The sequence below is a fragment of the Sulfitobacter sp. S223 genome, assembly GCF_025143825.1.
Classification (GTDB): Bacteria; Pseudomonadota; Alphaproteobacteria; order Rhodobacterales; family Rhodobacteraceae; genus Sulfitobacter.
The window spans coordinates 652,128-672,256 of the sequence record NZ_CP083560.1 but is presented as its reverse complement, the minus strand read 5'-3'; the positions used below and the strand labels follow the sequence as shown (position 1 = coordinate 672,256).

The following is a 20,129-nucleotide window of genomic DNA, read 5'->3' as shown; positions in this document are numbered from 1 at the left end:
TCTAGGATTTGTCGTTTTTTGCGGCGCGGGGATCGCGTGGGATTATTATAAGCCTACGCGCTTTCGCACCACCTATCGTAGCGTGAGCAATCGCGGGACGGGCAGTGGCGGATATTCCCTGGATAGCGATTGTGGCGGCGACAGCGGAGACGGCGGCGGCGATTGAAAAACGGCGCGGCCCCTCCGCACCAAAATTTAGGACCAGTGATGACTTTGATGAAATCTTGGGTAGAAAGCGCGAACCGCGCAGAGTGCCCTTTTCCCTTGAACAACCTTCCCTACGGTGTGTTCACCACCAACAGCCTTGAGCCGCGCTGCGGTGTGGCCATCGGGGATATGATCCTTGATCTGTCTGCCGCGGAAGAAGTTGGCCTGATCGAGCTGGCCGAAAACCCCGTTTTCGATGTGCCATATTGGAACGACGTGATGGAGCTAGGGCCTGAGGCGTGGGAAATCTTACGCGCACGGCTCCAAGAGTTGCTTGTAGAAGGCGCATCCGAACAGGCCACTGTCGCGCCGCATTTGGTACCGATGTCAGAGGCGCGCATGGAAATGCCCATTGTTGTAGCCGAGTACACCGATTTTTACGCAGGCCGCCATCACGCCACGAATGTCGGCACGATGTTTCGTGGGGCTGAAAACGCGTTACCGCCCAACTGGCTACATATACCGATCGGGTACAACGGGCGTGCTTCTTCTGTTGTTGTTTCGGGAACCGATGTCATACGCCCCAATGGCCAAACCAAAGCACCGGATGCCGACACACCCTCCTTCGGTCCATGCAAACGACTTGATATCGAGCTGGAGATGGGTGCGATTGTTGGCACTGCGTCAGAGCTTGGTCATCCTGTCAGCGTGGCGCAGGCAGATGAGATGATCTTTGGCTACGTTCTGCTCAACGACTGGTCAGCACGCGACATTCAGGCGTGGGAATACCAGCCGCTCGGTCCGTTCCAGGCCAAGGCGTTTGCCACATCAATCAGCCCATGGATCGTCACACGCGCTGCGCTTGAGCCGTTTCGCACATCCACACCAGCGCGTGAGCGCGAACTGCTGCCCTACCTGCAAGAACCCAAGCCGATGCTGTACGATATCGACTTGTCAGTGACGATCCAGCCGCAAGGCGGCGCCAAGACAACGATCTGCGAAACCAACTACAAAGAAATGTATTACTCTGCCGCCCAACAGCTTGCCCATCATGCAAGTTCGGGCTGCGCGATGACGCCCGGCGATCTCTTGGGGTCAGGCACGATTTCCGGCCCTGAAAAACACCAGCGCGGCAGCCTGCTTGAGCTAAGCTGGGGCGGCAAGGAGCCGGTCGATATCGGCAACGGTCAGACCCGCAGCTTTATCGAAGACGGTGACACGCTTACCCTGCACGGCGCCGCAAAAGGCGATGGCTACCTGATCGGGTTTGGCGCCTGCACCGGCACGATCAAACCAGCCGTTAAATTCCCATAATCTCACGTTAGGACACCCCAATGGCCAAAGCTTTTGCCTCCCAAGGCGACATGACCGAAAAGAAAATCACCTTCGACGAGATCGGTCGCGATCTGTGGGCCTTTACCGCAGAGGGCGATCCGAACTCCGGCGTTATCATTGGCGACGAAAGCGTGATGATCGTAGAGGCGCAGGCAACCCCGCGACTGGCGCATAAAGTCATCGAACAGGTCCGTAAAGTCACCGACAAGCCGATCAGCCACGTCGTTCTGACCCACTATCACGCGGTACGTGTGCTGGGTGCCTCTGCCTACGGCGCAGACCAGATCATCATGGGCGAAGCCGCCCGTGGCATGGTGATGGAGCGCGGTCAGGAAGATTGGGATTCCGAATTCCAGCGTTTCCCGCGCCTGTTTGAGGGATACGAAAGCATTCCCGGCCTCACCTTTCCAACGACTACGTTCAACGACCGCATGACCGTTCATTTGGGTAAGCGCCGCGTTGATCTGATGCACCTTGGTCGCGCCCACACAGCAGGAGATATCGTGATCCACGTTCCGGACGAGAACGTGATGTTCACTGGCGACATCGTGGAAGATCATTCCGCCTGCTATTGCGGTGATGGCCACTTCGCTGATTGGGGTACCACGCTGGACGCAATCAAAGCCTATGACGTGAACTCAATCGCCCCCGGTCGCGGCGGTGCATTGATCGGCAAAGAAGCCGTAAACCGCGCCATCGAGAGTACGCGCGACTTCGTGGACTCCACTTATGCACCTGCTGCCCGCGTGGCAGCACAGGGCGGCACGTTGAAACAGGCATGGGACGCTGTACGCGCCGAGTGTGATCCGAAGTTTGCCGACTATGCGATCTATGAGCATTGCCTGCCGTTCAATGTTGCCCGCGCCTATGACGAAGCACGCGGCATCACCCACCCGCGCATTTGGACCGCCGAACGCGATCTGGAAATGTGGGCCGCACTTCAGGGCTAAACCCCATCAAAAGATGAGTGGGCGCAGACAAGCAAGCTGCGCCTACTTCACCAAATTTGGGAGACATTAAAGTGGTCGCCACTCGTTACAAAACCGCCTTCCAGCTTTATCCTTACGTCCGCGTAGAGGAGCAGAACAGCGCCCCCGCCCGTCATCCTGTTGTCATCGTCGGAGGTGGGCCTGTCGGCTTGGCTCTTGCATTGGATCTGGGCCAGAAAGGCACACCTGCGCTGGTGTTGGACGACCATGATGGCGCGGGGCTCGGCTCCAAAGCGATCTGCTTTTCCAAACGCACACTCGATATTGCCAACCGGTTGGGTGCCAGCCAGCCGATGGTCGATAAAGGCGTGGTCTGGAACGTCGGCAAAGTATTCTATGCGGATGAAAAGCTTTTTGATTTCAATCTCCAACCCGACACCGGCCACCGCAATCCTGCCTTCATCAACTTGCAGCAACCTTACTTCGAAAAATACCTTGTTGATGCGATTAACGCCGCACAGGCAGCGGGTGCGCCGATAGAAATTCGGGGGCGCAACTGTGTCTCCGCGCTCAAAAACCACGGCAGCTACACCACTCTGACCGTAGATACGCCTGACGGCCCCTACACGCTTGAGGCCGACTACCTCATTGCCTGTGATGGTGCTCGCTCACCGCTGCGCGACATGATGGGTCTCACCTTTGATGGTCGCGTGTTTGAGGACAACTTCCTCATTGCAGACGTTCACATGAAAGCCGACTTCCCGACCGAGCGATGGTTCTGGTTCGAGCCGCCTTTCAAGGGCGCGGGACAGTCAGCGCTATTGCACAAGCAGCCTGATGATATTTGGCGCATCGACTTTCAACTTGGCTGGGATATCGACCGGGAACAAGAACTTGATCCCGACCGTATTCGCGCAAGAGTGGACGCCATGCTATCTTCACAAGCAGGCTATGTCCCCGAATATGAACTTGAATGGACTTCAATTTATACCTTTCAATGCCGTCGGATGCAGAAATTTCGCCATGGCAATGTCATTTTCGCGGGCGACAGCGCGCATCAGGTTTCGCCGTTTGGCGCACGCGGCGCGAACTCGGGCGTGCAGGACGCCGAAAACCTGGCATGGAAGCTGGATCTTGTACTTAAGGGCCTTGCCGATGAACGCCTGCTGGAAACCTACTCAACCGAGCGCGAGCATGGCGCAGATGAGAACATCCTGAACTCCTCTCGCGCGACGGATTTCATGACGCCCAAAACCGATATTTCCAAGGTTTTCCGCAACGCGGTGCTGGAACTAGCAAGCCGCCACACCTTTGCCCGGCCGATGGTCAACTCCGGGCGCCTGTCCGTGCCATGTAACTATGCGGGATTCGATCTGTTTGGTGAAGACGCACTGGACGGGGGGCCGACTGCGTCCAGTCCCGGCATGCCCTGCCCTGATGCACCACACGGCGACGGCTTCATCCTTGATCACCTCGGCGGCGGGTTCACCCTGATGGCAGTAGGCTGCGCAGTCAGCGATGTCACAACAGGCGGCATCCACGCGACAGTCTTGCACGTTGATAATCCGTCGGAGGAACTCACAGCCCGTTACCTTGGAAAGGAGCCAGCGGCAGTCTACCTCATCCGGCCCGATCAGCACGTCGTCGCCCGCTGGTCCCGTTTTGACGAGACCGCAGTCGCCCGCGCCCTACAAACCGCCATTGGAAAGGCCTGATTATGCTGAACCTAAGCCCGAACCTGACCGACCCCGACGGTTTCTACGAAGAGCTGATCCGCGCGCATGAGGGGCTGAGCAAGGAACAAAGCGATGCATTCAACGCGCGGCTGATCCTGACGTTGGCCAATCACATCGGCGACCGGGCCATACTTAGCGCCGCATTGAACGCCGCTAAATGAAGGAAATTGTCCTATGGGACTATCCCAAATCTTCGGCCAGCTACCGACTGCGCATTGCACTGAACCTTGCGGGTGTGGATTACCGGATTGAGCATGTAGATTTGCTTGCCAAAGAGAACCTTGGCGCGGACCATCTTGCGCGCAATCCACAAGGCTTTGTGCCCGTGTTGGATATTGACGGTCACCGAATGACCCAGTCTCTGGCCATTCTGGACTACCTCGACGCCACCCGAGATCTGCGACTTTTGCCAGCGAATTCCTACGAACGCGCCCGCCAGACTGCCCTTGCCCATGCGATTGCAGTGGACCTTCACCCAGTGTGCAACCTGTCTGTCGTCGACTTCGCCACGCAAAGAAAAGAGCCCGCCCGCACCAATTGGATGCGCCATTTCATCACAACACGTCTGGCGGCATTCGAAGGCCTGCTTGTGGGGTTCACACAGGAACCGTTCTGTTGCGGCCCGAAACCGGGGTTGGCTGACATCGTCCTCATGCCACAAATCTATAACGCAAAACGCTGGGGCGCTGATTTTGGCGGCTTCCACCGGATAAAAACGGTAGAGCAAAGCTGCGCGCGGCACCCCGCGTTCATAGATGCTCATCCGGATTTCTAGAATACGCGTAGGAGTAAAATAGCGACCATGATGGTTCGCTTCTTGCTCATGTCAGACCGCAAGCATTCAATCTGACGTCTTTAAGACGTCTGTTCCCGAGAAGGGCTGCGCCAGCCCGGCTGGCGCGTCATTTCAGCTCCCGCGAAAGACAGCATTCTCAAGCCCCTATCATAGCCCCAGATTGCTGAAAATGAGGCATCCCCGCCATCCTGCAAAGCAGTCTCGGGTCGTTTACTGTTCAATGTATTATTGAGAAGCAGACTTGTTCCGCCATTCTTCACACTTCGAGAAACTCATCTAAAGTGTGAAGTGGCGGACCGAGGAGGATTCGAACCCCCGACCCCCTGATTCGTAGTCAGGTACTCTATCCAGCTGAGCTATCGGTCCACTGAGGGGCGGTTTAGTAGGAGCGTTCGGGCAATGCAAGCCCTCAAAGAGCGCAAAATCAACAAGACGGCAATATTTCTCAAATCGTGCCGTCACCCTTCGGCAGAGAGATAGTAAACTCACTTCCCTCCGAGCCCGTTTTGGACAACCGGATGTCCCCGCCATGCCCTCGCACCAACTCTGCCGAGATAGCAAGCCCCAGACCAGAGCCACCTTTCCGCACAGACCCTTGAAACGGTGCAAACAGGTGCTCCTGCGCCTTGGGTGGTAGACCAGGGCCGGTATCTCGGAATGTAATAACCCATTCATGGGCATCTTCCGTGGCGTTAATGACGATCTCACCTACTGATTGGGCCGATGTGATCGCCTGACGGGCGTTACGGACGAGGTTACCAATCACGCGGTACATCTGTTCAGGATCCGCGCGAATATGGAGGTCTGGCGGGACGTCGTTAATGAGTTCAAGCGCACAGTCCCCTGAAGCAAGACGCTCACCTTCCAAAACTTCTTCCACGATATCCGCCAGACGAACCACAGTCAGGGTCGGCCCCGGCTCTTCAGCCCGACCAAAAGCAAGCGTCGATTCGCAAAGATGCACGGCACGGGTGATTGACCCGACGAGCTTGGGCGCCATCCGGGCAACAACAGGATCCTCCGACATTTCGATCCGGTCGGTAAATAGCTGTGCGGAAGTAAGAATGTTGCGCAAGTCGTGGCTGATCTTGCTCACTGCCGCGCCTAACTGCGCCAGACGCTCTTTCTGGCGAAGCGCGCCAGTTAATTGTGTCTGCAGTGATTTCAGCGCTTCTTCGGCCTCTCGCAGCTCCGTCACGCCGGCAGACGGAATGATGATTCGACGGGCATCTTCGGGCGCTGCCGAATAGCGCTGCATATCTTCGACCACGCCCTTGATCGGTTTCACCAGAAAAATCCGCATGGCAATGAACAAAAGGAACGCCGTAAACACGGATATAACCGCGGAAAGCAGCAGAATCCTTAGACCGTAGTCAATCATCGCCGCGCGCATCGGCGCCGTCTCCATTGTTACCTCAATCAGAATACCAGCGTCCCGAACTGGTGCACCGATCACACGGATGACTTCATTTTCCGGCTTCAACAGGCGCCTCATCGCGTCGCGGATCAGAACAGCCGCGGCGCTATCGCGCAGATCTACTGTGCCCGAGATCACCTGCGGCATGGGCGAAGACAGAACCAGTTGGCGCACTTCGTCCCGGCGAAGCACAATGTTGAACACCTCGGCATTTCGCAGCAACTCCGCCTCCAGCTCAACATCGATCATGTCGTCAGCCAGCAACGTCAGAGAAGCGATCTGCGCCCGCTCGAGCCGATTGAGCATATAGTCTTCGCGAAACCTTGCGATTGAGGGGACAAAGATCAGCACCTCGGCAAGCATGACAAACACAGTTGTCAGGACCAGCAGTCGACCGGAGAGAGAGTTAATCATTGCAAGGCCTTTGATCACTTCGGGACGGCGGGTGGGGCGCCGTCGCAGACGCGCGTCACTGCTGTCACGGTACGAACCGCTGCACAAACCCTACAACACGTTTAACAAGATCGCTTTCGAACAGCCGTGGGCTGAAATACGCGCCTGCTGCGCGCTTGTTGATCTCGCCAATCGTGGGATAAGGGGCAACCATAGCGGCAATCTGGCTCATCTTCATCTTATTGGCCAGCGCCAACGCCCAAAGATTGATCAGCTCCCCTGCCTGATACCCAACGATAGAGGCCCCAACAGGTCGGCCTTTAACGACCATCACCTTAATAAAACCTTTTGTTTTTCTCTCAGCAATCGCACGATCATTGTGGTTGTAGTGAAACCTCACAACTTCCAACGCCTCTCCATGGTTCTCACGCGCCTCCGCCTCTGTCATCCCGACCTGCGCCAATTCAGGGTCTGTATAAGTTGCCCAAGGGATGTGGGATGTTTTGGCCTTTGACGGCAGCCCGAACAGCATAGAGCGGATAATAACACCGGCATGGTATCCAGCTACGTGGGTGAATTGCAGACCACCTGCAACATCGCCAATCGCATAGACGCGGCGGTTGCTTGAGCGCAAGCTATCGTCCACTTCGATGCCATTGCGCGAAGGTTTTACCCCACCGGCTTCCAGATCAAGCTTGTCGGTGTTGGCCCGCCGTCCAACAGCCATCAGCAGATGGGTTCCCTTGAAAAGACGCCCGTCCTTGGTCTCTATCTCGATTGCCCCCGCTTGCCCCCGGATTTCTGCGGCAACCGCATCCTCGGCGATCTCTACGCCCTCGCCTTTGAGTGAGTTCAATACAACTTCAGCCAACTCGGGATCATCTTTGCCCAACGCTTTTGCACCTTCAATCACGGTAACCTTGCAGCCCATCCGGATGTGGGCCTGCGCCATCTCCATTCCGATTGGTCCGCCCCCGATGATAATCAGATGATCGGGCTTTTCACGAAGATCGAATAACGTCTCGTTTGTTTCAAACGGCACTTTGTCCAAACCGGGAATCGGCGGCACCAAAGGCGACGACCCTGTAGCGATCACAATCCGTCTTGCTTTGATAACGGTGTCACCGGCTTGAACTTCGTCTTTTGAAATAAAACGACCAAATTCGCGGATCACATTGATCCCGAACCCCTCGAACCGTTCCTGACTGTCCACGGGCGCAATTGTCGCAATCACATCTGCCACATGATCCTTCGCAGCAGCATAATCCACATCCCCTGCTGCATCAGCTACGCCGTATTGCGCGCTGTTGCGCTGCGAATACGCCGCCTTGCCCGTCGCAATTAGCGCCTTGGAAGGAACACACCCATAATTGAGACAATCCCCCCCCATCTTATGCCCTTCGAGAAGCACGACGTCCGCCCCCATCTGCGCGGCGCCCGCTGCGACAGAAAGCCCGCCTGAACCCGCACCAATAATGAGAATGTCTGTTTTGATACGTTTCATTTCAGTAGGTCCTTTTTACCGGTGACGGCCTTGATGAGAACGGGCAGCAACGACAATGCGCACAGCCCAAGGATTGGAAACAGAATATGTGGCTCGAATATGATTCCAAGGTTTGGAGTCTCTCCACGCGCAAAAACTTCCCCAAGGCCTGCGCCAACCGAGGTGTAAACAAGCGAACCTGGGATAATTCCCAAAAACGTAGAAACAACAAACCTAGTCAGCGGCACACCCAAGAACGCCGGGATCAGGTTGGCAACAAAGAAGGGAACGGCGGGAACCAGACGGATAAAGAACAGCATCGACCACTGATTTTCGTCCAAGCCTTTCTTGATCCGCGACACGATTCCGTCGGATGCATCCAAGCGCGCCTTGAGCCTCTCTCCAAGCCCCATACGCGCCGCTAGAAAGATCAGCGTAGCACCTGATGTAGCCGCAGCCACATTGAGCGCGGAGCCCGCAGCAGTTCCGAACAGAAATCCACCAGTGAGCGTAGCAATCGTTGCACCGGGCAATGAAAAGGTCACGATCAGCACATACGCTATCAGAAAACCCAGTACGGTTAAGATCAGATGATTGTCCCGAAACGCAATCAACGCCTCGCGATTATCGCGCAATACCTCGAAGCTGAGATAGTCGCGCAATAAGAATGCGCCAAGCGCAGCGACCAGCACGATCACCACAAACGGGCCGAACCGCGCAATCGGGGACTTTTTCGCATCAATCTGGCTAGTCATTGTCATCTTTCCTGCTCCAAGGCGGCTGTCTGACATCCTAGATGCGCTCTTGCGCCGCAGTTAGACAGCCCGCTCACGCTTGCTTGATCACACGTGTTGAATTGTGGGCCTCTTTGCGCCCTAATACGCTGGATTGAAACATTTCACGCCCCGTCAAAGCATATTTATTGCAGATCAAGACGTTTTCCCGCCCAGCAGGGTTTGACTTGGGGCGCGCAGCCCTTTAGAGGACGGGTCTGAATTGACGCGTCGCCGCGAATCCGCAGCGCGCAGCTTATACTAGATGGAGACGGAGCGATGAAGCGCACCTACCAACCTTCGAACCTCGTTCGTAAGCGCCGCCACGGTTTTCGTGCGCGCATGGCAACAAAAGCCGGCCGTAAGATCATTAATGCGCGCCGCGCACAGGGCCGGAAAGAGCTGAGCGCGTAATTCGCGCCCAAGCCTTAACGCTATGACACCGCCGGAGACCGACCTGATTGGCACAACCGCCAACGGGGCAACGTCTCCGGCGGTTTTGTCATGCCCATCTCTTACCGTATTGACCCAACGGCGTGACTTTCAGCGCGCGGCTCGGGGCAAACGCGTTGCGATGTCCGGTTTTGTCCTGCAAATGCTGCGTCGCCCCGATGGCGATGCCGAAGGCATACGCATCGGATACACTTGTTCCAAGAAAGTCGGCAATGCTGTCGCGCGCAACCGCGCCAAACGCCGCCTGCGCGAAATTGCGCGTGCAGTACTGCCAACCGAGGGGCGCGTTGGCCACGACTATGTCCTGATCGGGCGTAATGGTGCCACTGCCGCCCTGCCCTTCTCCCGATTACTAGATGATCTGCACAAGGCATTGGCTATACTGCATGGCCCGAAAAAATGACGGTTCTGGTTCGAATCATCGCTTTGCCTATTCGCGCGTACAGACTTGTTTTCAGCCCGTGGGTCGGGTTCAATTGCCGCTACCAACCAACCTGTTCGGCCTACGCTCTTGAAGCGCTAGAAAAGCACGGACCGATCAAAGGCAGCTGGCTTGCCGCCCGCCGCATCGGGCGCTGCCACCCGTTTGGCGGCGACGGCTATGATCCTGTTCCAGAGAAGGACTGATAGTGGATACCGGATTTTTCAAATGGGTCTGGCGCTTCAATGCCATCGCCATCGGTTTCGCAGTTCTGACATTGCTCTTCTTGATCGGCTGGCAATTGAGCCGTGATTTCCGTGAGGCCCGCTTTGCCCCCAAAGAATCCACCGCCGTCGCGCTGATGGCGCCTCAAAAGGCCAGCACATCCGCGCATCCCCTTCGTTTCGGCGTTCCGCAGATACCAAACGGATCGCAGCCCTATGCTCTGCCATTGTATCTGGAGCAAACTGACAGCGATCAAGGCTATGGCCGACAAACCAACAACGCTTTGGTCAACTTTCGGATTGTTGATATCGAAGGACAGACCAACCGCTGGCTTTTTGCGCAAACGGATCGCCTGATAATCGAAACCCGCGATCTAATTTTAGCCTCAGCCGATACTGATCAGAAACTGGGGCAAATCATGGTTGTGATAGAGCAGGACACTGACGGCAACGGCCACCTATCCGAGCGTGACGATAAAACCCTCTATCTGACAGACGCCAGATGGAGCGCTCCGGTGCAAATCGCTAAGAGCGTACGCGCGTTGCTAGCCGTGTCTACACAAAGTGCGACGCAGGCTGACGTGATATTCGAAACAACCAAGGGCACCCATGCTGCCCGTATATCATTGCCGGAGGGCATTACCCTTTCCGAGCAGGCATTCAGCCCGAACGACTAGCTTACTGCTTTTCAAATGTGATGATCACTTCGCCAATGTCAGCACCAAATTTCTTCATATAGGCGCGGTTGAGCACACGACCCCCGCCCATATCCCACATCCAGTCGTTGAAACTCACCCGCAGCGAGCCTTCTGGCACGGGCAGATCGATGCGGTAGGTCCAGTTGAATGTATCGCCACGTTCTTCACCCTTGGCTGTGCCAATGACGCCGCCTGCAGAACCAGTCCAAGTCTGGTCTGCCACCCTGGGGCCAGTCTTTTTCAGGTACCAGATCCGCTGTTCGGTAGTGCCTTCAGCGTAGGTGAAATCCTCTACCAGTTTCAGTGTGGTCCCATCCCAAGTTCCCGTTACGACGACGTCGAACCGCCGCCGGACCGTGCCGAACACGTCCTGAAACTGTCCTTTTGCCAGCACGCGACCATCAAAATATTCCTCAAGATTGAAATCACCTTTTGACATCTTTTCGTCGTCAAGCGCGGGCTTTGCTATGCAAGCACCCAACATCATCGTCGCCACAAGAAATACAAACCGCATACCGCTTCCTCCAAGCCCTTTAGTTCAGAAGTAACGTGCTATAAATAAAATCAACCGCCAAAGGACGACGACATGCTTGATCAACCCGAAGACATCCACGCGCTGTTCAAAGGCGCACCACAAACCACCGAGTTCAAAAAACTACGCAAGCGCATTGTGCGTCAAACCCGCGAAGCGCTTGATCAATACGGCATGATTGAGCCGGGCACGAAATGGCTGGTTTGTCTGTCAGGCGGCAAAGACAGCTACACACTTCTAGCGGTCTTGCATGAGCTCAAATGGCGCGGCCTGCTACCGGTTGAGTTGCTTGCCTGTAATCTTGATCAAGGCCAGCCGGGGTTTCCAGCAACCGTCCTGCCCGAGTTTCTTGAGAGAATGGGCGTACCCCATCGAATAGAGTACCAAGACACCTATTCCATCGTGATGGACAAAATCCCCGCCGGCCGCACCTTTTGTGCGCTCTGCTCGCGGTTGCGACGTGGCAACCTCTACCGGATCGCACGTGAGGAAGGGTGCTCTGCCGTTGTCCTAGGGCATCACCGGGACGACATTCTTGAGACCTTTTTCATGAACCTCTTTCACGGTGGTAGGCTGGCGACGATGCCGCCCAAGCTGCTGAACGAAGAGGGAGATCTGTTCGTCTATCGCCCTCTCGCACATGTGGCCGAGACCGACTGCGAGAAGTTCTCGACCGCGATGAAATACCCGATCATTCCATGTGATCTGTGCGGTTCGCAGGATGGATTACAACGCCAGCAGGTCAAAGCGATTCTAGACGGATGGGAACGCAACAGCCCAGGACGGCGTCAGGTCATGTTTCGCGCACTCACCAATGCGCGTCCTTCTCACCTTTTGGACCCTAACCTGTTCGATTTTGCGGGTCTGATGCGAGAAAATGAAAATTTGAAATAGTTTTCAATTTGGTAGTTTCGATACGTTAACCCATGTTCGGGCAATGTTCCTCCACGATGTCAGCATCGGACTACATACGGTCCGTATCGGAGGGACACCTGTGCCACGAAAAACTAAAGATGGTAAAGCGTTCAATGTTGCAGCCTTTCGGAAACAACTTTTTGATCTGCTGACAGCGCCACCTGCGCTGGCGTTTGTGCCTGCATTCTCACTTGCCGTATTTTGGTTCGGTGGCGATGGCGCGCTTCTGGTTTTCGCGGCCCTGGCTCCCGCCGCCTATCTGATTTCTGGCGGGATACATACGTCATCGGTGACGAAAGCGTCGGCCAATGGCTTGCTGCCACGGTCCGCCATGGCCGCACGCTGCGAAGCAACCTTTGAAGAGGCCGCAGAAACCGGTCAGCTTTCTTGCATTTACGCCATTGAAATAGAAGATTTTGCAAATCTGACTGACCGATATGGGTCGGCCGCTGCCGACACAATTGTCGAACGGATAGGCGAACGTCTCAAGGCTGCAATGCGAGATGACGACGTCATCGGCCAGATCGGCGAGGCCCGCTTTGCTGTATGTGTCGCACCCGTCCGCCAACTCTCGCTGGAACTCTGCATTCAAATGGCGGGCAGGCTTCAGATGGGTGCTGAGGCGCCAATCTCCATTGACGGAACGGTAGTGTATGTGGATGCCACTATTGGATTCTGCCAACATTCCCGCGCGCCAGAGCGCCAAGGCAAGCAATGGCTTGAAGCAGCCTGCATCGCGCTACGTAGCGCTCAGTCAAGGGGCGCCTCAAGCATTCGCGCCTATTCCGATCAGATGCACCAAGAGCGCAAAACGCGCCGTGCGTTGCATGAGGATGTCGCGGCAGCATTGGACGGTGGCGAAATCACGCCTTGGTTCCAGCCGCAACTTTGTACTGACACCGGCCGTATCACTGGATTTGAAGCACTTGCTCGATGGACCCACCCGGTTCGCGGTGTCCTGCAACCCGCAGATTTTTTGTCAGCTATTGAAAGCTCTAACCTGCTAGAGAGGCTTGCAGAAATTATGATGTACCATAGTTTTCGCGCGCTAAAACAATGGGATACTGCAGGTGTCAACGTGCCGCAGATCGGGGTCAACTTCGCAGGCACTGAGCTGAGCAATCCGAGACTTTTGGAAAAGATCAAATGGGATCTGGATCGCTTCGAACTAACGCCTGACCGGCTTGCGGTTGAGGTTCTCGAAACAGTTGTCGCCAGCTCCCCTGATGACATAATTACATCTAATATCAATGCCCTGAGCGCTCTGGGATGCCGTATAGATCTAGACGATTTCGGCACTGGCAACGCCTCGATCGCATCAATCCGCCGCTTCTCGGTCAGCCGCATCAAGATTGACCGTAGTTTTGTTATGAAAGCTGACTGCGATCCAGAGCAACAACGCATGATCAGCGCAATTCTCACTATGGCAGAGCGGCTGCAAATTGAAACTCTTGCAGAGGGCGTCGAAACCGTAGGTGAGCATGTGATGCTTGCACAACTTGGTTGCCAACATGTGCAAGGGTTCGGGATCGGGCGGCCCATGCCGTTTGACCAGACGCTTGCATGGATCAGCGCCCACAATGCAAAGCTTCAGGAGGTGCCGGTCATCATGCAGAGCAGACGAAAATAACCGGAAATTAGCCCAAAACCTATGTGACAAAGGGGCAGCTAGCGGCGAATCCGCTTGACCTTTGGCGCGCCCCGTTGTGTACCCACCGGACAGTTTTCAGACATCAGGTGGCGGTGCCAATGGACGATCAAAACAAGAACCTTATCATTGCGACGGCGCTTAGCTTTGTCGTGATCCTTGTGTGGTTTGTACTCTTTCCACCTCCGGAGCCTGAAACGCCAATTGATGGCACGGTTGCGTCGCAATCAACGCCTGCCGAAGGTACGTTGGCAACGCCCAGCGCGGATGTTCCCGCCGCAAATCCGACGTCAACAGTCAGCACCGAAACAGCGCCAAGCGCGCTTGATAACGCAGCTCGTGTCACCATTGAAACACCCCGCGTAAGTGGCTCTTTGTCACTGCTGGGTGGGCGCATTGACCAGCTGTCTCTGAATGATTACCGCACTTCGCTTGAAGAAGACGCGACCATTGTCGAAATTCTTTTCCCCGCGAATGAGGCAAATGCGCAGTACGCATTACACGGCTGGGCCGCAGCAGCAGGCGTTGATCCAACAGCAGTCCCTGGCCCCAACACTCTTTGGGAACTCGCGTCCGGAGACACGCTTGGCACCGCTTCTCCTGTGACCCTGCGATGGGACAATGGCGCCGGACTGATTTTCTCCAAAGAGATCGCGATTGATGACGAATTTATGTTCACCATCACGCAGACTGTTGAAAATACTGGCAGCGCCGCTGCCTCTGTTGCGCCTTATGGCGTTCTTGCCCGTCACGGGATGCCCCCGGATTTGAAGAACTTCTTCATTCTCCATGAAGGTGTCGTTGCGATGACCGATGGTGAATACTCCGAAACTGACTGGAAAGACATGCCAGACTTCGAGTTCAACCAACGTGCAGGAGCCCGCACCAAGGAGCAGAACATAACCGAAAACGGCTGGATCGGATTCACCGATCACTACTGGATGAGCGTATTGATCCCAACTCAGGGCACCGCGTTCAAATCCGTCGCCAAATATGACGAGCGCCGTGATATCTACCAAACAGAAGCCGTTAGCCCGGTGCAGACTGTTGAGCCGGGTCAGACCATCACCAACACCACGCAATTCTTTGCTGGCGCAAAGGAATGGGATGTACTCAAGGCCTATGAAGAAGGCGGCGTTTATAACTTTATCGATGCGATCGACTGGGGCTGGTTCTCATTCCTGACCAAGCCGATTTTTTGGCTGCTTCATCACCTCAATCTCCTGATTGGCAACATGGGTCTTTCCATCATAGGTCTGACGCTGTTCATCAAAGCCCTGCTATTTCCGCTGGCGTACAAATCCTACGTTTCGATGGCGAAGATGAAAGAACTTCAGCCAAAGATGGAAAAGCTGAAAGAAGAAGCAGGCGACGATCGTCAGAAAATGCAGCAAGGCATGATGGCGCTCTACAAAAAGGAAAAGGTTAATCCAGCTGCCGGCTGTTTGCCTATCCTGCTTCAGATTCCGATCTTTTTCTCGCTCTACAAAGTGATTTTTGTCACGATCGAACTGCGTCACGCACCATTCTTCGGACCGTTTCAGGATCTAAGCGCACCTGACCCGACCTCTATCTTCAACTTCTACGGCCTGCTGCCATGGGGCACACCCGAGGTAGGCAGCGTTATGGCGTTGGTGTTTATCGGCATCCTGCCGCTACTGTTGGGTATTTCCATGTGGTTGCAGCAAAAGCTGAACCCGGCGCCCACCGATCCGACACAGCAGATGATCTTTGCCTGGATGCCTTGGGTATTCATGTTCATGCTGGGCAGCTTCGCCTCCGGTCTGGTCGTTTACTGGATCGCGAACAACACCATCACCTTCACCCAACAGTACCTGATCATGCGCAGTCAGGGGTACAAGCCTGACTTGTTGGGGAACATCAAAGGTAGCTTTGGCCGCAAGCCCAAAGCAGAGCCGAAAAAGTGATGAAGGTATCGGCGCTCTGGCGCCACCCTGTCAAAAGCCACGGGCGTGAGGCGCTAGAGCGTGTCACGCTGACCCAAGGCAAGTCGATGCCATTTGATCGCCTGTGGGCCATTGCCCATGACGCCTGCAAGGCAGATGGTAGCGAATGGGCCGCTTGCCAGAACTTTAGCATCGGTTCGAAGTCACCCGCCCTGATGGCTATCACGGCCTCTCTGGATGAGGTCACGAAAACCATCACATTGCGGCACCCGGATACATCTGATCTGACAGTACAGCCCGACACGCAAAGCGACGCGCTGTTGCAGTGGGTGCGCCCCTTGGCTGATCCAAAACGGCCGCAGCCTGCACGGGTTTTCAAGCTAGAGGATCGCGGCTTTACGGATACTCCTTTTGCTTCCGTTTCTTTGTGCAACCGCGCGTCACACGAAGCTGTCGAAACGCTCGCAAACGCCTCGCTCCAGCCAGAGCGCTGGCGCGGCAACATCTGGTTTGATGGTGCCCAAGCGTGGGAAGAATTCGAGTGGTTAGGCCGCGAGTTACGCTTGGGGACCGTCAGGCTCAAAGTGGAAGAGCGCATTCAGCGCTGCAAAGCCACAATGGCCAACACCGATACGGGCATACGCGACGTTGATACACTTATGGCTCTCAATATGCTGGATCACCAGCATTTCGGGATTTACGCCAGTATAATAGAAACGGGCGAAGTCGCCCTTGGCGACCAATTGGAGCTTATCTAATGCAGCTGCCTTTCCCCCTTGTCGAAGAACCTGATGCGGTCTCAGCTGAAAAGGGCCGGTTGCTTTTTGCCGGCCAAACAGAATTTGTTAAAGGCGTTGTCGCGATGTCTGGCTTGCCCGAAGCAGATCGAATGGAGGTCTGTTTTGCCGGTCGGTCCAATGTGGGTAAATCAACCCTGATCAACGCCCTGACAGGGATGAAGGCCCTTGCCCGCGCCTCAAACACGCCGGGACGCACCCAAGAGATTAACTATTTCACGGCTGGTGACGATCTCTATCTCGTTGATTTGCCGGGCTATGGTTATGCAAACGCGCCTTTGCCAGTGGTCGAAAAATGGCAGCGTCTGCTCAAACAGTTCTTGCAAGGTCGCCAAACGCTGCGCCGCGCCTTTGTTCTTATTGACGCGCGCCACGGTGTAAAAAAAGTCGATGACGAAATAATGAGCCTGCTCGACAGCGCCGCGGTGACATTTCAGGTCGTGTTGACCAAGGCGGACAAAGTCAAAGAAGTCGAACGGGAAAAGGTGTTGGATCAGGTGCGCAGAGCGTTAAGCAAACACCCTGCTGCATTTCCCGAACTGATTGTGACATCTTCAGAAAAAGGCTGGGGCATCCCGACGCTACGCTCGGTCATTGCCACGCTCGAATAAGTACCTATGATCCCGATGAACTAGGGATCACGGATATGAGAAAACAAGATATGAACCGCGATTGGGCCGCTACTGCCGCCACTCTTTCACAAGCGCTGCCGTATATGCAGCGCTACAATGACGCGACCGTCGTAATTAAACTTGGTGGACACGCCATGGGCAGCGATGAAGCCATGGACGAATTCGCCCGCGACGTTGTGTTGATGCGTCAGGTTGGCGTAAACCCCGTGATTGTACACGGCGGCGGACCAATGATTAACAGCATGCTCAAACGGCTCGGCATTCAGTCAGAGTTTGTGGACGGCAAACGGGTGACCGATGCTGCGACCATGGAAGTGGTTGAGATGGTCCTGTCCGGACTGGTCAATGCCCGCATCGTTCAGGCAATTTCCGAACAGGGTGGCCGCGCAGTCGGCGTTTCCGGCAAGGATAGCGGTCTTATTATCTGTGAGCCCGAAGATCCCGCACTTGGCCTTGTTGGCAGGCCAACACAGGTAAACCCTCGGTTGTTGCTGGATATGGCTGAAAAAGAACTCATTCCTGTCATTGCCCCTTTGGGTATGGGAATGAACGGAGAGACTTTCAACATCAACGGCGACACCGCAGCCGGTGCGATTGCTGCAGCGCTCAAGGCCGACCGCCTGTTGCTTCTGACAGATGTGTCCGGCGTCAAAAACGCCTCTGGTGAAGTCCTGACCGAGCTCACAGCAAGCCAGATTAAAGACATGACATCAGAAGGTACCATCGCGGGCGGAATGATACCGAAGACACAGACCGCATTGGATGCACTGGCTGCCGGAGTACGCGCCGCTGTTATCCTAGATGGTCGTGCACCGAACGCCTGCCTATTAGAGCTTTTCACCGAGCATGGCGCGGGCTCAATCATTCGGGCCGGGTAAGGTATGAGGCTGCCGCTGCACACCTGCTTGTCTAACAATGTGTTGACTTAAAGCATGAGGGTGTTGGAGCGGATTGAGCAATCAATTTCCCCTATGGGCCTGATGTTGATGGGGTATTTGCCGCATCCAGACTACGCGCATCAAACGATTGTCTTGATTGGTACGGATGAAAAATTCTGGAATGTTTTTGTGGCATCGCCAGAATACAGCGATTCTAAGCCCGATCCAGTAGATCGCTGGTCAAAACGCATACTTGGCCGTCTCGCAGATGATATGGGGGGAACCTGCGTATTCCCGTCTGATGGGCCACCCTACGCACCCTTCATTGCTTGGGCGCGAGCCACAGGGCGATTCTGGCAATCTCCAACAGGTATGTTGGTCCACGATCGCGCCGGCTTGATGATATCAATCCGCGGTGCTTTGATGCTGGATGAAAAGGTCATGCAATCGAAAATTGGGCCAAGCCCTTGCAGCACCTGTCACGACCGCCCATGCACTAAGGCCTGTCCGGTGGGGGCCTTATCAGACGATGCCCCATACGATGTGCCTGCGTGTAAAACATATATCAAAGGCCCGCAGGGTACAGCATGTATGAGTTTGGGGTGCGCAACACGGCGTGCCTGCCCTGTCAGTCAGGCATTCAATAGACCGGCTAAGCAATCCGCATTCCATATGCGCGCTTTTAAAGGAGCATGAATGAAACGTCTTATCTTGATGCGGCACGCAAAGTCTGACTGGTCAGACCTAACAAAGCCCGACCACGAGCGCGTGATAAACGAGCGCGGACGCCGTAGTGCAGAGGCCATTGGGCGTTGGATGCGCAGCCGTTCTTTGCATCCTGATCACATTCTCTGCTCGGACGCCGCACGCACGCGCGCGACTGTGGCAAGGCTGAGTCTGGAAGATACACCAACAACTCTCATGCGGCAGCTTTATCTGGCAGAGCCTGACGTTATGGCAGACGCTCTGCGATCTCGCGTTGAAGATTGTATTCTCATGGTCGCACATAACCCCGGCTCAGCCATGCTGGCCGATATGCTGGTGGAAACGGCGCCGGACCACCCGTCCTTCGATGCCTACCCGACTTGCGCAACACTTGTCGTAGATTTCGATATCGAAAACTGGCGTGAGCTTCGCCATGGCACAGGTAAAGTCGTCGAGTTTGTCGTTCCCCGTGATCTCGTAGAATAAGGGCGGAGGTTTCCCCCCGCCCTATCATCACATGAAAATATACGCTGTTTAGTGTCCCAGAATCTGGCTCAGGAACAGCTGTGTGCGTGGGCTTTGAGGGTTGTTGAAGAACTCTTCCGGTTCGTTCTGCTCAACAATCTGGCCCTGATCCATAAAGATGACGCGGTTCGCAACCTGACGGGCAAAGCCCATTTCGTGCGTTACGCAAAGCATTGTCATGCCTTCTTCGGCAAGCTCGATCATTGTATCCAGAACTTCCTTGATCATTTCAGGATCAAGGGCCGATGTCGGTTCATCAAACAGCATGATCCGTGGACGCATGCAAAGCGAACGGGCAATCGCCACACGCTGTTGTTGACCACCCGAAAGCTGGCCGGGGTATTTATCAGCCTGATCAGGGATCTTCACCTTCTCAAGGAAATGCATTGCGATTTCCTCGGCTTCCTTCTTGGGTGTTTTACGAACCCAGATTGGTGCCAATGTACAGTTCTCAAGGATCGTCAGATGAGGGAAAAGGTTGAAGTGCTGAAAGCACATGCCAACTTCAGACCGGATCTTATCGATGTTCTTAAGGTCCGATGACAGAAGCGTGCCATCAACTTCGATTGAACCCTTCTGATGCTCTTCCAGTGCGTTAATGCAGCGGATCAACGTGGATTTACCCGAGCCTGAAGGCCCACAAATCACGATACGTTCCCCTTGATACACAGTCAGATCAATGTCGCGCAGCACGTGGAAAGTGCCGTACCACTTGTTCATATTCTGGATCGAGATTGCGACTTCGTCGGATACTTTGAGTTTTGCGGTATCAGCCATGTTCCGGC

21 protein-coding genes and 1 tRNA gene are annotated in these 20,129 nt (G+C 55.1%); 16 read left to right on the top strand and 6 right to left on the bottom strand.

Features of this window, described 5'->3' with window-relative positions:
* Positions 1-207 precede the first annotated feature (207 nt).
* From fahA to maiA, 5 genes are all read left to right on the top strand, one after another.
* Complete coding sequence (gene fahA / locus K3757_RS03380; RefSeq protein WP_259999390.1) at positions 208-1,461, top strand: fumarylacetoacetase; 1,254 nt, start codon at positions 208-210, stop codon at positions 1,459-1,461.
* A 20-nt stretch (positions 1,462-1,481) separates the two neighbouring features.
* A complete protein-coding gene (locus K3757_RS03375) occupies positions 1,482-2,432 on the top strand; it encodes an MBL fold metallo-hydrolase (RefSeq protein WP_259999388.1) in 951 nt (316 codons plus the stop codon).
* Positions 2,433-2,503: 71 nt separating this feature from the next.
* Positions 2,504-4,126 (top strand): FAD-dependent oxidoreductase, encoded by a 1,623-nt coding sequence (locus tag K3757_RS03370; RefSeq protein WP_259999386.1) that lies wholly within the window; start codon positions 2,504-2,506, stop codon positions 4,124-4,126.
* Positions 4,127-4,128: 2 nt separating this feature from the next.
* Positions 4,129-4,308: a DUF2783 domain-containing protein gene (locus K3757_RS03365; protein ID WP_259999384.1), complete on the top strand. Its 180-nt coding sequence runs from the start codon at positions 4,129-4,131 to the stop codon at positions 4,306-4,308.
* Entirely contained in the window at positions 4,305-4,922 is a 618-nt protein-coding gene (gene maiA / locus K3757_RS03360; RefSeq protein WP_259999382.1) for a maleylacetoacetate isomerase, read from the top strand. Before K3757_RS03365 ends, maiA begins: the two co-directional genes overlap by 4 nt.
* A 310-nt stretch (positions 4,923-5,232) precedes the next feature.
* On the opposite strand, the gene K3757_RS03355 is transcribed toward maiA, so the two are convergent.
* The 4 genes from K3757_RS03355 to K3757_RS03340 all read right to left on the bottom strand — a co-directional run bounded on the left by K3757_RS03355 (position 5,233) and on the right by K3757_RS03340 (position 8,991).
* Positions 5,233-5,309 (bottom strand) — tRNA-Arg (locus tag K3757_RS03355).
* Positions 5,310-5,388: 79 nt separating this feature from the next.
* Positions 5,389-6,774 carry a HAMP domain-containing sensor histidine kinase gene (locus K3757_RS03350; protein ID WP_259999380.1) on the bottom strand — a complete coding sequence of 462 codons (1,386 nt, stop codon included), beginning with the start codon at positions 6,772-6,774 and terminating at the stop codon, positions 5,389-5,391.
* Between the two features lie 64 nt (positions 6,775-6,838).
* A complete protein-coding gene (locus tag K3757_RS03345; protein WP_259999378.1) occupies positions 6,839-8,257 on the bottom strand; it encodes an NAD(P)/FAD-dependent oxidoreductase in 1,419 nt (472 codons plus the stop codon).
* Positions 8,254-8,991 carry a TVP38/TMEM64 family protein gene (locus K3757_RS03340; protein ID WP_259999376.1) on the bottom strand — a complete coding sequence of 246 codons (738 nt, stop codon included), beginning with the start codon at positions 8,989-8,991 and terminating at the stop codon, positions 8,254-8,256. Before K3757_RS03340 ends, K3757_RS03345 begins: the two co-directional genes overlap by 4 nt.
* Positions 8,992-9,288: 297 nt before the next feature.
* Between K3757_RS03340 and rpmH the strand changes: the two genes are divergently transcribed.
* Genes rpmH through K3757_RS03320 form a run of 4 tightly spaced genes read left to right on the top strand, consistent with a single transcriptional unit; the run spans position 9,289 to position 10,784 of the window.
* Complete coding sequence (gene rpmH / locus K3757_RS03335) at positions 9,289-9,423, top strand: 50S ribosomal protein L34 (protein ID WP_005849748.1); 135 nt, start codon at positions 9,289-9,291, stop codon at positions 9,421-9,423.
* A 22-nt stretch (positions 9,424-9,445) separates the two neighbouring features.
* On the top strand, positions 9,446-9,865 hold the full coding sequence (gene rnpA / locus K3757_RS03330) for a ribonuclease P protein component (RefSeq protein WP_259999363.1): 420 nt from the start codon (positions 9,446-9,448) through the stop codon (positions 9,863-9,865).
* Positions 9,862-10,089: a membrane protein insertion efficiency factor YidD gene (gene yidD / locus K3757_RS03325; protein ID WP_259999361.1), complete on the top strand. Its 228-nt coding sequence runs from the start codon at positions 9,862-9,864 to the stop codon at positions 10,087-10,089. Before rnpA ends, yidD begins: the two co-directional genes overlap by 4 nt.
* Positions 10,090-10,091: 2 nt before the next feature.
* Positions 10,092-10,784, top strand: coding sequence for a hypothetical protein (locus tag K3757_RS03320; RefSeq protein ID WP_259999359.1), 693 nt, complete (start codon positions 10,092-10,094; stop codon positions 10,782-10,784).
* A gap of 1 nt (position 10,785) precedes the next feature.
* Here K3757_RS03320 and K3757_RS03315 read toward each other — a convergent pair whose 3' ends face one another.
* Entirely contained in the window at positions 10,786-11,319 is a 534-nt protein-coding gene (locus K3757_RS03315; protein ID WP_259999357.1) for a DUF3833 domain-containing protein, read from the bottom strand.
* 72 nt (positions 11,320-11,391) lie between these two features.
* On the opposite strand from K3757_RS03315, the gene ttcA reads away from it, so the two are divergent.
* From ttcA to K3757_RS03280, 7 genes are all read left to right on the top strand, one after another.
* A complete protein-coding gene (ttcA, locus tag K3757_RS03310) occupies positions 11,392-12,231 on the top strand; it encodes a tRNA 2-thiocytidine(32) synthetase TtcA (RefSeq protein ID WP_259999354.1) in 840 nt (279 codons plus the stop codon).
* 100 nt (positions 12,232-12,331) lie between these two features.
* Positions 12,332-13,882, top strand: coding sequence for a bifunctional diguanylate cyclase/phosphodiesterase (locus tag K3757_RS03305; protein ID WP_259999352.1), 1,551 nt, complete (start codon positions 12,332-12,334; stop codon positions 13,880-13,882).
* 119 nt (positions 13,883-14,001) lie between these two features.
* Positions 14,002-15,828, top strand: a complete 1,827-nt coding sequence (gene yidC / locus K3757_RS03300) for a membrane protein insertase YidC (RefSeq protein ID WP_259999350.1) — start codon at positions 14,002-14,004, stop codon at positions 15,826-15,828.
* Complete coding sequence (locus K3757_RS03295; RefSeq protein WP_260001172.1) at positions 15,828-16,565, top strand: MOSC domain-containing protein; 738 nt, start codon at positions 15,828-15,830, stop codon at positions 16,563-16,565. Before yidC ends, K3757_RS03295 begins: the two co-directional genes overlap by 1 nt.
* On the top strand, positions 16,565-17,215 hold the full coding sequence (gene yihA, locus K3757_RS03290) for a ribosome biogenesis GTP-binding protein YihA/YsxC (RefSeq protein WP_259999348.1): 651 nt from the start codon (positions 16,565-16,567) through the stop codon (positions 17,213-17,215). Before K3757_RS03295 ends, yihA begins: the two co-directional genes overlap by 1 nt.
* Positions 17,216-17,250: 35 nt before the next feature.
* Entirely contained in the window at positions 17,251-18,114 is an 864-nt protein-coding gene (gene argB, locus K3757_RS03285; protein WP_259999346.1) for an acetylglutamate kinase, read from the top strand.
* A gap of 696 nt (positions 18,115-18,810) precedes the next feature.
* Positions 18,811-19,305: a histidine phosphatase family protein gene (locus K3757_RS03280; RefSeq protein WP_259999345.1), complete on the top strand. Its 495-nt coding sequence runs from the start codon at positions 18,811-18,813 to the stop codon at positions 19,303-19,305.
* Positions 19,306-19,353: 48 nt separating this feature from the next.
* Here K3757_RS03280 and K3757_RS03275 read toward each other — a convergent pair whose 3' ends face one another.
* Positions 19,354-20,121 (bottom strand): amino acid ABC transporter ATP-binding protein, encoded by a 768-nt coding sequence (locus K3757_RS03275; protein ID WP_259999343.1) that lies wholly within the window; start codon positions 20,119-20,121, stop codon positions 19,354-19,356.
* Positions 20,122-20,129 lie beyond the last annotated feature (8 nt).